The organism is Flavobacterium zubiriense (assembly GCF_041729725.1).
In the GTDB taxonomy this organism is placed as follows: domain Bacteria; phylum Bacteroidota; class Bacteroidia; order Flavobacteriales; family Flavobacteriaceae; genus Flavobacterium; species Flavobacterium zubiriense.
In genome coordinates, this window is the sequence record NZ_JBCFQL010000003.1 from 34,545 (window position 1) to 50,036 (window position 15,492).

At 33.8% G+C, this 15,492-nt stretch carries 9 protein-coding genes; 5 read left to right on the plus strand and 4 right to left on the minus strand.

What is annotated here, in order from left to right:
- Window positions 1-29: 29 nt before the first annotated feature.
- The 4 genes from AAGV28_RS03425 to AAGV28_RS03440 form a co-directional block, all read right to left on the minus strand.
- Window positions 30-1,814: a fasciclin domain-containing protein gene (locus tag AAGV28_RS03425; protein ID WP_373405422.1), complete on the minus strand. Its 1,785-nt coding sequence runs from the start codon at window positions 1,812-1,814 to the stop codon at window positions 30-32.
- 15 nt (window positions 1,815-1,829) lie between these two features.
- On the minus strand, window positions 1,830-3,326 hold the full coding sequence (locus AAGV28_RS03430; RefSeq protein WP_373405423.1) for a RagB/SusD family nutrient uptake outer membrane protein: 1,497 nt from the start codon (window positions 3,324-3,326) through the stop codon (window positions 1,830-1,832).
- A gap of 10 nt (window positions 3,327-3,336) precedes the next feature.
- A complete protein-coding gene (locus tag AAGV28_RS03435; protein ID WP_373405424.1) occupies window positions 3,337-6,519 on the minus strand; it encodes a SusC/RagA family TonB-linked outer membrane protein in 3,183 nt (1,060 codons plus the stop codon).
- An 85-nt stretch (window positions 6,520-6,604) separates the two neighbouring features.
- Window positions 6,605-8,827, minus strand: coding sequence for a fasciclin domain-containing protein (locus tag AAGV28_RS03440; RefSeq protein ID WP_373405425.1), 2,223 nt, complete (start codon window positions 8,825-8,827; stop codon window positions 6,605-6,607).
- Between the two features lie 671 nt (window positions 8,828-9,498).
- Here AAGV28_RS03440 and AAGV28_RS03445 point away from each other — a divergent pair.
- From AAGV28_RS03445 to xylA, 5 genes are all read left to right on the plus strand, one after another.
- Window positions 9,499-10,236 carry an SDR family NAD(P)-dependent oxidoreductase gene (locus tag AAGV28_RS03445; protein WP_373405426.1) on the plus strand — a complete coding sequence of 246 codons (738 nt, stop codon included), beginning with the start codon at window positions 9,499-9,501 and terminating at the stop codon, window positions 10,234-10,236.
- 11 nt (window positions 10,237-10,247) lie between these two features.
- The gene (gene uxuA / locus AAGV28_RS03450) at window positions 10,248-11,423 is read left to right on the plus strand and encodes a mannonate dehydratase (RefSeq protein ID WP_373405427.1); all 1,176 of its coding nucleotides are present in this window, start codon (window positions 10,248-10,250) and stop codon (window positions 11,421-11,423) included.
- A 137-nt stretch (window positions 11,424-11,560) separates the two neighbouring features.
- Window positions 11,561-12,559, plus strand: a complete 999-nt coding sequence (locus AAGV28_RS03455) for a GntR family transcriptional regulator (protein WP_373405428.1) — start codon at window positions 11,561-11,563, stop codon at window positions 12,557-12,559.
- A gap of 3 nt (window positions 12,560-12,562) precedes the next feature.
- Window positions 12,563-14,044: a xylulokinase gene (locus tag AAGV28_RS03460; RefSeq protein WP_373405429.1), complete on the plus strand. Its 1,482-nt coding sequence runs from the start codon at window positions 12,563-12,565 to the stop codon at window positions 14,042-14,044.
- Window positions 14,045-14,059: 15 nt separating this feature from the next.
- Window positions 14,060-15,385, plus strand: a complete 1,326-nt coding sequence (gene xylA / locus AAGV28_RS03465) for a xylose isomerase (RefSeq protein ID WP_373405430.1) — start codon at window positions 14,060-14,062, stop codon at window positions 15,383-15,385.
- The last annotated feature ends 107 nt before the right edge of the window (window positions 15,386-15,492 follow it).

Consider the following 15,492-nt stretch of genomic DNA (forward strand, 5'->3'; position numbering starts at 1 on the left):
ATTTGAATTAATAAAATAAAAATTGAAAATTAGTTTTCAGGCATTCCAGGTGCGGGTTTTGGAACTAAATTACTTTGTCCAGGAACAGGTAGACCTTTTCTAAATTTTGGCCAAATCTGATCCATCTCGACCGGACGGAATTCCACGATATCAAAACGATCCGCATCATTAGCTCCAGAACCTGAACCTTGATCACTTACAAACTTTATCTTTTGTCTTCCTGTAGTTTCCACTTCAACAATACCTACCAACCTAGAGTATTGAAGATCATTTTGAACATGTGGAAATATGTATCGTTTGTATCCTTGCGTTTCCAATACATTATCAGGAATACCAGCTTGTGTATCAAATGGATTATTTGGTCTTTCTCTCATGTTAAGAACTCTCGAGGTAATTTTATTATTAAAAAACACTCTCAAATTAGCATTGGCTCTATCATTTTGGCGATAAGATACCCAAATTTTATAGCGTCCTTTAATGATAACTGGAGTAGTAAATTCGAGGTCATTTATTCCTGTACCAAGTCGGAAGCGGAAAGGACGTAAATCATCGCCATTCACGGCAGTTGGAGAATATGCCCAATCTAAAGTATAAGTTGTACCTGAACCTACCCACCAAGTTACGTCTTTAAAACTACCAGGTCTTAGACCAAATTTAACACCACCTGGTTTTCTGTAGTTAGCAGTATTGTTCGCAAATTCTGGCTGATCACAAAGGTCAAAATATACAGGCAAAGGAAGACGCTTGATGATGGTGAAATTGGCATCCACTGAATGCAAAACACCATTAGAACAAGTCAAATCACTTGTTGGTCTATCAACAGAAAAACCAGGTTCTAAAACTCCGTTAAAAATATCTCGATTAAGAAAAATTTTACCACCAATTAATTTTGAACTAATAACTTCAGCGGGTGCTTTCGTCTCAAATACTGGAGTAATAGCAAAATCGGCAAGATAGTTCAATTTCGGTATTACGTGATATTGAACGTATAAATTCAAACTATCGGCAGCATTGGTTGGATCACCAAGGTGACTGTAACGTATTTTTAAATTTTCGAGTGTATTAAGTGTTAATTTCTCTTCAGTTTTAGGATTAGTCCATTGAGTATTATTGTAAACTTCATTAGACTGTACTAAAACAGTAAGAAAGCTACCCTCTTTATTAGCGTCAAATGTTAAAGGTTGGTTTAATTTTTCGAACCAGCCAGTAGCCTTAAGAACTTCAGTAAATAAAGATAATTCTGGATTTTCTTCAATTGTTTGAGCCAATGTTTTATCGGCAACACTTAACACTTTATCAGTAATATGCACTACTGCGTTACCTAATTCTAAATTTGAGATAAGAATTTTAGCTTCTTTATTCAAAGTCCTAAAAGATTCATCATTTACCACAGTGTTACCTGTAATAATAAATTGCCCCAATAAAGTTGGGTTAAATAATTTACCATCTGTAAAAGAAGCAGTGGTATATTTGGTATCCATAATATGTAATTTCACTACTTTTTTTAAGTCTTCAATAGGAACTTGAGTCAAAGAAGTAAAACCTAAATCTTTAAGATAATTGTTTATAGCTTCATTAGTAGGAATAAATACAGTAAATGTACCATAGGTATTCATATAAGAAGCATAGTTAGTAATATCTAACATTTCTAAAAACAAGGAATATTCTTCGTTATCACGCAGGAATTCAGTAACGTTTTGTGTTTCGTCAGTAGTTTCTTTAAACTTAAGTTCTGTACAGCTTTGTAAAAGCAAAAAAGCGATAAAAAAGAAAAAAACGGATAATAAACGAGGTAATCTTGATAATTTTTCCATGGCTTGATTAGTTTATTATTTGTAAAAAGGGTTTTGAACAAGGGCCTTATTAACCTGAAGTTCAGAAAAATGTATTGGGAAATAATGACTGTTATTGTCTTGTAGTTTTGACACAATAGACTGAATACTTGTAGGTGGCGCATTCTCGGTAGCAACATCAATTAATAGCTGTTTACGCTCATAAAGATTGGCTTTTGCAACACGCAATAAGTCAAACCAACGTTTACCCTCAAAAGCTAATTCTCGTGCACGTTCTTCCATTATATAATCAATAAGAGCAGTAACTTCAGAAGCACCCGGAGTTCGTTCAGTAGCTTCTAGCGCTCTACGATTCGTTCGTAATTCGGAGATGATATCCAAAGCAATTTGACCTTTATCAATTTGACCTTCACCAACAAGTCTAGCAGCAGCCTCTGCCTTCATTAATAAAACATCAGCATAACGATATACAAACCAGTGTGTGTTACTTTCATTTCTATCTTTAGATTCAGTATTATTCAAACCAGTGTATTTGTAAATCGCACCGGTTGAACCAATTAAAGCTGCTTGATCGCCTCTATAATCTCTATTAGATGGAACATCAAAATCAATTCCATAAACATTTTCCATAATTAGAGGAGTAGCTCTCACTTGAGGAAACACATTCAATAAATCGTTTAATGGATTTTGAACAAGAAGACTGAATTGCAATTCAAAGATACTTTCAGTTGAATTACCAACAGCAAAAACTCTATTAAACCAAGTACTGCCCCCTGCATTGATTAAAGCAAATTTATTTGATTTTACAATTTCATCAGTAGCATCAAAAGCCTTTTGGTACTGCTCCGTCCACAAATAGACATCTGCTAATAAGGCATTAACTGAATAAACTGTAATTCGTCCTTTATTATATGCATTATTACCATAGTCTTCTGTAGCGTAGCTTTTTGCAAGTTCCAAATCTTTGATCACTTGATCAAAAACAACACTCTGTGGCGATGTTGGTAATTGATAATTTTGAGAATCAGAAAGTGATGCGTCTAATTTCAAAGGAACATCCTTGAAAGATCTAGCAAGTGTAAAATACAAATAAGCTCTAATAGCCAATGCTTCTGAAAGAAAGTTATTAAGTTGTGTTTGAGAAAGTGTTGGATCTAAATTCTTGACATTAGGAGCCAATTCAATCACTGTATTGCAATAATTGATAGAACGATAAAAGATATCCCAATCGACAATAGAATTCGTTGGTAATACATTGGTATTCAATATATCTCTAATCTCATCATTAGCGTTAGTCCCTTCCGACACTAAACCGCCTCTTAACTCTCCATAGTAAAAAAGTCGATTGGTTAAGTTTCTGTCTAACAAGGACGTATAAATCCCTATAACAGCAGCCTGTACATCTTCTTTGGTTTTCCAAAATTCATCACGAACAATACCGTCTTGAGGGCGTAAGTCCAAATAATTATCACATGAAGTTGTTGCTAGTAAAGCGAACAGAGCAAGGATAGATAGTTTTATTTTAGTTTTCATATACATATAATTAAAAACGAGTAGATAATCCAAACGAAAATCTTTGTGTTGGTGGAGTTGCAGCATTGTCTATAGTAATTCCAAAAATACCTCTTTCTCTTCCTACTTCGGGATCTTGTCCGCGATAATTAGTGAGAGTAAACAAATTGTCAGCTGTAACATAAAAATTAAGAGCCTCTAGCCCCATTTTCTTGATAAATTCTTTTTTGAAAATGTAATTGAATGTTACAGTTCGCAAACGAACAAAGGAACCATCTTCTACATAACGATCGGAACCCAACCAGTTGAAACCTCCCCCTAAAACAGCTCTTGGCATATTAGTTACATCACCAGGATTACGCCATCTTGAAAGTACAGCTGTACTTTGATTATCGTAATTATGCATATTTGTCGTGGTCATATCAGTACCATTAACTATATCAAACCCTAAACGATAAGAAAAGAAAAATGATAATTTATATTGATCTTTCCAAGAAAAATTTGTTCCAAAACCTCCAGCTAATTTAGGATTACTATTTCCTAAATACACTACGTCTCGAGAATCAATATTACCATCTTTGTTAATATCCTCATAAATAGCATCACCTGGCTGGAAAACATAAGATGACGCTGGATAGTTAAAACGCATAAATACCGTTTCACCATTAGGTCCTGTAATTATATCTCCACCTGCATCACGAGCCAAAGTAGCGTCTAAATCTTTATACACTCCCTTAAATCGGTAACCGTAAAAAGAACCAAAAGGATTATCCACTTGAACAAAACGCTTAAAAGAACCATTCACAATTGAGGAACCACTTTCAGTAGGTACAAATTCAGACATTTCCTTGATAACATTTTGATTACTGGAAATATTAAAATTAAAATCAATTTTCCATTCACCCGATTTATATGGGGTAGATATCAATCCAATCTCCCAACCAGAATTCTGTAAAGTACCCACATTTTGGTTTGAAAGAGTATTGAATCCTGAAATGGATGGAACTTGTAAGTTTTCAAAGAACAAATCTTTTGTTAAATTACTATAGACATCAACATCTAACATAACACGATTATTAAACATATTAAGGTTAAACCCTAAATTTCTCCCAACAACGGTTTCCCAACGCAAGCTAGTTAACTCCATATTGTTTGGAACAACCCCATTTAAATCAATGTATGGATTTGCAGATGCCCTATAAGTATTAAAGAAAGTATAATCATATCTTGGTGCATTACCTGCATGACCATAGCTTAAACGCATACTAAAATCATCAACAAAAGTTACTTTTTGCATAAATGATTCTCCAGAAATCCTCCATCTCGCAGAAGCTGATGGAAAATAACCATATCTATTATTACCTGTTAGTTTTGAATTTCCGTCACCACGAATCGCGACATTCACAATATAACGGTCTAACAATCCATATTGGGCATTTAAAACAGCACCAACACTTCTTCCTTCACCATATCCTTCATCTCTAATAACAGAGGTAGTTCTTGAAGGTATGGATGTGTCTGTAAATAAAGAGGACGCTGTATTTGTGTTACGGAAGAAAACACTTCCACCACGGCTATCATTAGTTTGAATAGAAAGAACAGATTGTAATGTTTGGTTTTTTCCTATTGTAGGAGTAAATAATAGATTTGTTTTAGTATTTAAAACAGCTGAATCATCTGTACGTTCAGAGGTAGAATTCACATTAGGCGAAGTAAACAACAAACCAGTAGCGCTTTGAGGCTCAATAACTGTAGTCTTTCTGTTACTAAAGTCAAATTGAACATCAAATGTCGACATAAGCAATTTTGGCACTAAATCAACCCTAACATTAAAATGGGGAACAATTCTATTTTCAACCTGTTCGTTAGTAGCTAAATTAGCAATAGCAACAGGATTAAGGCTGCGTTGTACATTATTTAACGGTAAAAAATAATTTGGTGTTAACTCTCCTGCCTCGTTGTATTCATAAATACTCATATTAGGCATTTTTCTAAAAGCAATTGAACGCAAACGATCAGTATCTGTCGAACCGAAAGGGTTAACAGAATTTCTATTGGTTGTAGAATTAGTATAAGCAAAGTTTGCACGGAAACTAATTCTATCAGAAACTTCATAATCCAAATTCAAACGGGCATTAACCCTTGTAAAACCAGTTCCTACTGTTACCCCTTTTTGATCAAAGAAACCAACAGAAGTAAAATATTTTGCTTTTTGCCCTCCACCCTGTAAGGATAAATTATGCTCATTAGACACACCTGTCTGGGTGATAGCATCTAACCAATCTGTATTATTACTATAATTTTTAAAATAATACACATCTTGTGGATCGTACTGGAATTCCTTTACTGTTAAGGTATTTAGCGGAACTCCGCGAAAATTCATAAAAGCTTCGGGAATTAATTGTGAATATTGATCACCCGAAAGCATAGGAATTGCTTTTGGCACTTTGGATAAAGTACCTCTAAAAGTATATGAAATTTTGGGAGCAGAAACAGATCCACGTTTGGTAGTAATTAATAAAACACCGTTAGCGGCTCTTGCACCCCAAATTGCAGTTGCTGCTGCATCTTTAAGAATGGTTATCGTTTCAATATCGGTTGGCGCAACATTTAACAAGGCAGCATACCCTTGATCATCTGCAGTAGCGAAATTAAAATCAGAAGGCACGGGGGTTTCAAAAGGCATACCATCAACAACAATCAAAGGGTCTTGGGATCCCGAAATAGAAGATGTACCACGAATACGAATCTGCATACTTGCACCTGGATCTCCACTGGATGCAACAATATCTACACCAGGCATACGTCCTTGCAATGCTTCGTCAATTGAAGCGGCTTGAGTTTGAGCTAAATCAGCAGCATTAATAGTAACAGAACTGGTGGTACGGTCTCTTTCAGCTATTCTCATCAAACCATTATCAGTAGACTTTTTGGTTGTAATGACTATGCTTTTTAATTCTTCTATAGTTGAAACCAATGTTACCTTAATGTTTTTGGACGCACCAATGGTAACCGTTTTGGTTTTATAACCAATGGCAGAAATTACCAATTTGTGATTAGCATCTTTAAGTTTTATGGCAAAACCACCATCGAAATCGGTTATTACACCCCCAACAGTTCGGTTTTCATTATCTTGTTCAGCAACTGTAACCCCTGGAATAGGAAGATTATCACCTGAATCTAAAACTTGACCACGAATTAGCTCTCCCTTCACATTTTGTGAAATTGCTGGAATAGCTAACAGAAACAGTAAAACGACGGTTATTTTTGAAAATATAGTATTAAATTTTTGTATCATGTTATTCCGTAAGTTTAAGGTAGTTGTCAACTAAATGAATTAAGGATCGGTCAGCTAAATTGTTGCTACTTGCAAGTATAAAATTAGCAGTAGTACCTGAATTATCACTAAATTTTAAATTTTTTGCTTCACTGTTAATATTTACATAGGTCTTTTCCCCTTTAGAATCTCTTCTTAAGGTTTCAAAAAGCCCATTGGTTAGATTATCATTTGAAGCTGTTCTCGCTACAATTATATGGTATCTAATGAAATCAGCTATTAAATCCCTTTGACCAGCAATAGTTGTTGTTGGTGATGCAGGTAAAACTCCATCAGTAACTGCTTTTGCTATTGCTGCATTATTAGGTACTATAAATGTGTAGCTAGTTCCTAAATCAGTACCATCGATCTTTCCGTCTGATGCTCTGTAAATATTGGAATTACGCAAATAATTAAAAAAACTACTGTATTGTGCGTTTTGCGTGGCCAACCTACTTATCGCTAAGCCTTGAAATTCTGTTGAAAATTCAGGGAATTTATCTATAAAATAAGTAATTCCATTTTCTTGTCTTTCTGAACCTAAAATATTTACTGCATTTCCAGCCACGATTGTACCAGCTGCGTATATTTTATTATTGTCCCATTGAATATATTCACCAAACAGTTCGTTATCACCTGTTCTGATAACCCCTGAAGTAGTTGCAATATTATCCAATTCTCCGTCTGGTGTTGGAACAATACAATTGTAAAAAAGTCGCAATAACCTGTTTCTAGCAGCTGTTCCGGTTTCTGAAATGGCTCCGTTTGGTGACAAATATTCCCAACGCAGCTGAATTGTATTATAACTGTACCCTAGAGCTTGAAGAACTGAATCACTCGGCAAAAACAATGTAAACTTCGAATCTATATTACTAACAATTTCTCTGTAACCAGACCCATCATTAAATAATCTTACAGCTAATGAGTAATTTGGATTCAAATAAGCCGATGTATAGACACTAAAAAAGATATTTGATTTTTGTACTTTATTTGTACCAATAAAGAAACCATTACTCAATACTTTTTTATCTTCAACATCAGTAGCAAAGTCAAAACGCAATTCTTCTTTTAATCCGTTTTGATACTGACCTTTTAACGAAGGCCAAACTGCTCCAGCAACCATGTGTGCATTTACTAAATCTTGAAATACATATTGTGGCAACTCTTCATATTTAAAATGCTTGGTTAACACATCTGTGATAAAAACCTGCATAGCATCATTATTAGGAGCTAACAAAGTATAGGCATCATTTTGACCATCATTATCAACTGCCTTAAGATAATTTTCATTATTAGGTGAAAAAACTAAATTAGGATTATAAGTCTTTACAAAAACATCTTCGGAATTCCCTGAAAAATTTCTGTAATTATTTGTCATTAAAGAGCTAAATGGATATGTTACAAAATTATTTTGTAAAATATCATAGAATATACTGTAATTAGGATCTGATTTTAAATGCACATCAATACTATTTAAAGGAAGAGAAACTTCAGTCACTTCCTGTATTACGCCATTTTCAGCGATAATATTGGCCTCTTTAATAAAACCACCTAATACATTGAAATCAGTAAAAGTAGCATTTGGATAGAAAAAATTATAGTCACTAGCATTTAGTTTTTTTGCAGCAAAATATTCTTTATCGAAATAAGTGATATACTTGTTATTATTATCAATAACTGGCACGCCATTAACAGTTGCATTCAACAGCCCACCATTTCTATTAACATCAACTATTAAACGTCTAACTCCATCAAAACCGACATCATATTTGAATCCATCGTAATAAGCCGTTCTTCTTCTAAAAGCTTGATCAATTATCCAACCGGTTCCTGATTGATAATCTGAAAGCTGGTCCGTACGGAAGGCATTAAACACAAGGGCATATTTCACAATTTTAGATGCAGTAGCATCATCAATCTTACTTACATCAGATATGCCATTTTCTTGGAAATATTTAGTAAACGCTTCATCATTAGGAGCAAATAGAGTCCAATATCCTGATTTACTCAAAATATCTTTATATCCTGCTTTTTCAATTAAGACTGTAAAGTTCTTAAAATTACCGAGTTCCTCTAATCTTTGATAAATAGGATCTTCCAAATAATCTGGACGCCCATAGTATTCATCAAATACGTCTCGACTACAACTGGCAAATAAGGCCAGAAGAGGTAGAATTAATAAATAGTAGTTAAATTTTCTCTTCATTGTTTGGTTAGCTTATAAAGTGGTGAATAAATATTTGTGTTTTTTTTAACTCTTTCTTGTCAAGTTTTAACTTTTCAAATTTATTAGTTAACCTTAATACATCTATCCTGTTGTATCCTGTTTTTTATATATATTTAAAAAAAACTCAGATTAAATACACATATAGCATTCTATTAACGAATAATTTATCAATAAAAAGCTGTTGTATTTATTGGGATGAACTCAATAAACCATAGATTCTAAGAAAAGCCACAGTCTATATATATTAATTTAACATATATTTTGTAAATTTTTAAAAAAAAGTTAACTAAACTACAATACTTGATACTTGTTAAGAATTAATAAAAATTACATTGTAAAGTTTGTTAAGAATTTTCGACTTTATTTTGTCGAAATGAAGCCATCTTACTTTAGTAAAAAGTATACCTAAAGAAATTTATTCCCCATAAATGATTGTTTCAACTTTTAAAACTAGATTTATTCAGAAAACAACCCTTTTTAAAAATGACCTTTAAAGGTACAAAATAAAAGACATTATTTTAAAAAAGCCTAAAAGTAGTTCTAACAAAAATGTAGACTTTCTATTTCTACTAAAACATTTTAGGTACAAATTAGAAAAAACAATTACTTTTGACTTTCTATAAAATACATATCCAATAAAATAAAAAATTATGAATACTAAAACTGCTATTGTTACTGGAGGAAATTCTGGCTTAGGTTTTGCCACAGCCAAAAAATTATGTGATAACGGAATCAAGACTTATATAATAGGACGCTCTAAAGAAAAAACAGAAGATGCCTGTGCTGAAATTGGCTCTAATGCTATTCCTGTAATTTTCGATTTAAACAATTTAGAAGGAATTCCAGCAATGATTGCCGAACTAACCAAAGAAGCTCCAATAGACATTTTAGTAAACAATGCAGGCATCAATCTAAAAAAAGAATTCGCTGATGTTACCGACGAAGATTTCTTGTCTATTATACACACCAATCTTTTAAGTGTTTTTGCAGTAAGCCGTGAAGTAGTAAAAAACATGAAAGAACATAAAAACGGTAGCATTGTCAATATTAGCTCTATGGCTTCTCAATATGGTATTCCAAAAGTAATTGCCTATACTGCCAGCAAAGGCGCGATTGAAGCCATGACTCGTGCTATGGCTGTTGAGTTAGCTCCATTTGGTATTCGTGTTAATTGTATTGCTCCTGGTTTTATTAAAACTAAAATGTCTGCAAAAGCATTAGACAGCGACCCAGAAAGAAAAAATAAAGTTTTAGGAAGAACGCCAATGGGATTCTTGGGAGAACCAGAAGATATTGGAGATGCGGTTTACTTTTATGCCACTTCCGAATCTAAATATGTAACAGGAACTGTTCTACCAGTTGATGGTGGAAACAGCATCGGATTTTAATATTTACACTTATGATAACAATGCAACATACCATGCGCTGGTTTGGCCCTACCGATGCCATCGCATTACAAGATATTAGACAATGTGGCGTTTCTGGAATTGTAACCGCTTTACACCAAATTCCTGTTGGCGAAATTTGGACTGTTGAAGCCATACAAGAAAGACAGGAAGTAATAAGAGCAGCTGGAATGGAATGGACGGTAATCGAAAGCTTACCCGTTCATGAAGAAATCAAAAGAGCCTGTGGTAATTTCAAGCAATACATTGAAAATTACAAAATCAGCTTGAGAAATATTGCTCAATGCGGCATCAAAGTGATTACGTACAACTTCATGCCTATTTTAGACTGGGTTCGTACCAATCATAATTTCGAAAACCCTGATGGCACCAAAGCATTATTGTACAATCATATTGCATTTGTTTATTTCGACATTCATTTGCTAAAAAGACCCAATGCCGAAAACGAATACACAGCAGAACAAAAAAACCAAGCGGTAGAATTTGGTGCTTCACTTTCTATCGAAGAAAAAGAACTTTTGTTTAAAAATGTACTTTTGGGATTACCAGGAAGCAAAATCAATTTTACTGCGGAACAAATCTTGTCTTTATTAGACAATTACAAAGATATTGACGATAATAAATTAAGAGAAAATCTAATTTACTTTCTATCAGAAGTAGCACCTTTAGCAGAAGAATTGGGTTTAAAATTGGCCATTCATCCTGACGACCCTCCTTTTCCTGTGATGGGATTACCAAGAGTCGTTTGTACTGCTGATGATATTAAAAAAATCACCGAAGCCGTTCCTGTAAACGCAAATGGTCTTTGCTATTGTACAGGTTCGCTTGGCGCAGATCCTAAAAATAATTTGACTCAGATAATTGATGATTTTGGAGATAGAATTCATTTTTTACATCTAAGAAATGTCATTCGCACCGATGAAAACATCTTTAGAGAATCAGAGCATCTTAATGGAGACAATCCGATGGAAGCAGTTATGGAAAAACTAATTTTATTGATGAATAAAAGACAAATTAGTTTACCAATGCGTCCCGACCACGGTTTTCTACATTCATTAGAAGAAGGAAAAGAACAATATCCTGGCTACTCCTTAATAGGAAGAATGAAAGGACTGGCTGAATTGAGAGGACTGGAAATTGGACTAAAATACAAGTTAGCCCAAAAATAATATTCCTCTTTTTGTAAAAATTCCATTTTGTAACACAATGCAAAATGGAATTTTTTTATGCAAAAAACTCAAAATATTTTTTCGTGTAAAAATAAAATCTATATTTGCATACCGGAACAGAACAGCATAACTAAAATATGGAAAATAATTTCACTTTTAACATCAATCACGAAAGCGATATTCCTAAATATCAGCAGCTGGTTGATTCCATAAACAATGCTATTTCGGAAAATATTTTAGCTAAAGGCGAACAATTGCCTTCTGTAAATTCCATTTGCAAAAACAATCAATTATCAAGAGATACTGTTTTTAAAGCCTATTCGATTTTAAAAGAACAAAAACTAATTGATTCTGTGCCAAACAAAGGCTATTTTGTAATTGGAGAAACCAGAAAAGTACTGTTAGTTTTAGACACTTTTAAAGCCTACAAAGAAGTACTTTACCACTCTTTTGTGAATAATTTAGCCGAAAATATAATTGTCGATGTACAATTCCACCATTATAATATTGAAAATTTCAAAACCATCATCAATAATAGTGCAGGTAAGTATTTTAAATATGTAGTAATGAATTTCGATAATAAAGAAATCGCCCCTACTCTTTCGTCAATTTCAAACGAAAAATTATTATTAATTGACTGGAATATTCATTCGAAATCGAAAAACAATTATGTTTTTCAAGACTTTGGAAAAGCTTTTTATGAAGCTTTAAAACAAGGAGAACTTCTTTTTAAAAAATACAAAGAAATTGTTTTTGTTTACCCAACGTTTACGAATCACCCAAAGGAAACAATTACTCATTTCAAAAAATATTGTACCGATTTCAATCTTAATTATAAGGTAATTACTAATCCAAAAGAATTTATTATCGAAAGAGACATTGCCTACATCAGTGTAAGTGATCGAATTTTAGGTATGTTCTTAGAACAATGCCGAGAAAAAGATTTAGAACCTGGAAAGGACGTTGGTTTTTTATCTTATAATGATACTCCGATGAAAAAATTCATATACAAAGGGATTTCAGTGGTTACAACTGACTTCAATGAATTAGGAATTAAAGCAGCCGAATTTGTAACCAAAGACGAGCCGATGCAATATTACGTACCAACAAAACTAACCATTAGAGAATCATTATAAATTATGTATTATATAGGATATGACATAGGAAGTTCCTCAGTAAAAGTAGCTATAGTAGAAGCTGCAACTGGGAAGAAAATCATTACGCTAAACGAACCAGCTGATGAAATGGCAATTACAGCCTACCATAAAGATTGGGCTGAACAAGATCCAGAAATGTGGTGGGAATACTGCTGTACAGCAAGTAAAAGAGCCATCAAAGAAGCCAATATTGATGCTTCAAAAATAACTGGAGTGGGTATTTCTTATCAAATGCACGGATTAGTTGTAGTAGACAAAGATGGAAAATCATTGCGAAATTCTATTATTTGGTGCGATAGCCGAGCAATAGAAATTGGAGACAAAGCATTTGAAGACTTAGGCGAAGAGCAATGTGCTACTCACTTACTAAATTCTCCAGGAAATTTCACTGCATCTAAGTTGACTTGGGTAAAAGAAAACGAGCCTGAAATTTATGCCAAAATACACAAGTACATGTTGCCTGGCGATTTTATTGCATATAAATTAACAGGCGAAATCAATACTACCAAAAACGGTTTATCCGAAGGCATGCTTTGGGATTACAAAGAAAACGAAGTTGCCGAATGGTTGTTGAAATACTACGGAATTGATCCGTCTTTAACCCCAACAATTGTAGACAATTTTACAAACCAAAGTTTCTTAAACGAAAAAGGCGCTAAAGAGTCAGGACTTCCTGCTGGTATCCCTGTAGTTTATCGTGCTGGTGACCAACCCAACAATGCTTTATCACTAAACATTTTAAAACCGGGTGAAGTTGCTGCAACAGGTGGAACATCAGGAGTAATTTATGCTGTAACTGACCAATTAAAATCGAAAGAGACTTCCAGAATCAACAGTTTTGTTCATGTTAATTATACCAATGAAAAACCTACAGTAGGTAAATTATTGTGTATTAATGGCGCTGGAATTCAATACCGCTGGTTGCGCAATCATTGCGGAATGGATTCTTACGAAAACATGAATGTAAAAGCTGAAGAAGTTTCGGTAGGTTCTGACGGTGTGGTTGTGATTCCTTTTGGAAATGGAGCAGAAAGAATGTTTAACAATAAAAATATTGGGAGTCATTTCTTAAATCTAAACCTCAACAAACACGGACACGGGCATTTGTACCGTGCTACTTTGGAAGGAATTGCCTTTGCTTTTGTGTACGGAATGGAAATTATGAAAGCCGATAATGCACAAATAAATGTCATTCGAGCAGGAAATGACAACTTGTTTCGATCCGAAATTTTTTCGAATACCGTAGCCACATTAATAGGTCACGAAATAGAAATTTACAACACCACAGGAGCTGTTGGAGCTGCAAGAGCAGTTGGTTTAATTGATGGAGATTACGAAACTTTTGGTGACAATATCATCAAAAATGATCACGTAATGACATTTATGCCATTAAAAAACAACACACCGTATTTAATAGCATATCAAAATTGGAAAAAAGAATTAGAACTCATTATAAACAAATAACTAAAAACAAAAAAAATGGCAATTATAGGAAGTAAAGAATACTTTAAGGGTATTGGCGAAATTAAATTCGAAGGAAAAGAATCTGACAATCCGTTAGCATTCAAATATTACAATCCAGACCAAATTGTAGCTGGAAAAACAATGCGTGAGCATTTTAAATTTTCAATTGCTTACTGGCATACCTTCTGCGGACAAGGTTCTGATCCTTTTGGACCTGGAACACAAAACTTTGCTTGGGATCAATCAAACGATCCAATTCAGGCTGCAAAAGACAAAGCCGATGCTGCATTTGAATTCATTAGCAAAATGGGATTTGATTATTTCTGTTTCCATGATTACGATTTAGTTCAGGAAGGAGCAACATTTGCAGAATCAGAAAGCAGATTAGCAGCTATTACGGAATACTTAAAACAAAAGAAAGCCGAATCAGGAATTAAATTACTTTGGGGAACAGCAAACTGTTTTTCAAATCCACGTTACATGAACGGTGCTTCTACAAATCCTGATTTTAATGTGTTAGCCAGAGCAGGTGGACAAGTTAAATTAGCCTTGGATGCAACTATTGCTTTAGATGGTGAAAACTATGTTTTCTGGGGAGGTCGTGAAGGTTACATGTCTTTGCTGAATACTGACATGGGACGTGAATTAGACCACATGGGACAATTTTTAGTAAAAGCTAGAGATTATGCACGTGCGCAAGGATTTAAAGGAAATTTCTTTATTGAGCCAAAACCAATGGAACCAATGAAACATCAATATGATTTTGATTCGGCTACAGCAATTGGATTTTTAAATAAATACGGTTTACAGGACGATTTCAAAATCAATATCGAAGTAAATCATGCAACTTTAGCACAACATACTTTCCAACACGAAATTGAAGTAGCGGCTAACGCCGGAATGCTTGGAAGTTTAGATGCTAACCGTGGAGATTACCAAAACGGATGGGATACGGATCAATTTCCTAACAACATTCAGGAAACTACTGAAGCAATGTTGGTTTTCTTAAAAGCAGGTGGTTTACAAGGTGGTGGAGTTAATTTTGATGCAAAAATCAGAAGAAATTCAACGGATATGGAAGATGTATTTTTAGCTCACATTGGTGGTGCAGATACTTTTGCAAGAGCCTTATTAACTGCAGATAAAATAATTTCTTCTTCTCCTTATGACAAATTAAGAACAGAAAGATATAGCTCTTTTGACGCTGGAAAAGGAAAAGATTTCGAAAACGGAAAATTAGGTTTAGAAGATTTATACAAAATTGCCATAGAAAATGGTGAATTGGATTTAAAGAGCGGAAAACAAGAGCTTTTCGAAAACATAATCAACCAATATATCTAAAAAAACTCATTTAAAATTAAATAAGTTTTTATAATTTAAAACACCCAATGGCTAGATTTTTTATGCTGTTGGGTATTTTTTTTATGGACTATTATTAAATATCTAAA

Excerpts from the sequence above, each read along its gene's own strand:
- AAGV28_RS03425 (WP_373405422.1), bottom strand. The coding sequence starts at position 1,814 with ATGGAAAAATTATCAAGATTACCTCGTTTATTATCCGTTTTTTTCTTT.
- AAGV28_RS03430 (WP_373405423.1), bottom strand. The coding sequence starts at position 3,326 with ATGAAAACTAAAATAAAACTATCTATCCTTGCTCTGTTCGCTTTACTA.
- AAGV28_RS03440 (WP_373405425.1), bottom strand. The coding sequence starts at position 8,827 with ATGAAGAGAAAATTTAACTACTATTTATTAATTCTACCTCTTCTGGCC.
- AAGV28_RS03445 (WP_373405426.1), top strand. The coding sequence starts at position 9,499 with ATGAATACTAAAACTGCTATTGTTACTGGAGGAAATTCTGGCTTAGGT.
- uxuA (WP_373405427.1), top strand. The coding sequence starts at position 10,248 with ATGATAACAATGCAACATACCATGCGCTGGTTTGGCCCTACCGATGCC.
- AAGV28_RS03455 (WP_373405428.1), top strand. The coding sequence starts at position 11,561 with ATGGAAAATAATTTCACTTTTAACATCAATCACGAAAGCGATATTCCT.
- AAGV28_RS03460 (WP_373405429.1), top strand. The coding sequence starts at position 12,563 with ATGTATTATATAGGATATGACATAGGAAGTTCCTCAGTAAAAGTAGCT.
- xylA (WP_373405430.1), top strand. The coding sequence starts at position 14,060 with ATGGCAATTATAGGAAGTAAAGAATACTTTAAGGGTATTGGCGAAATT.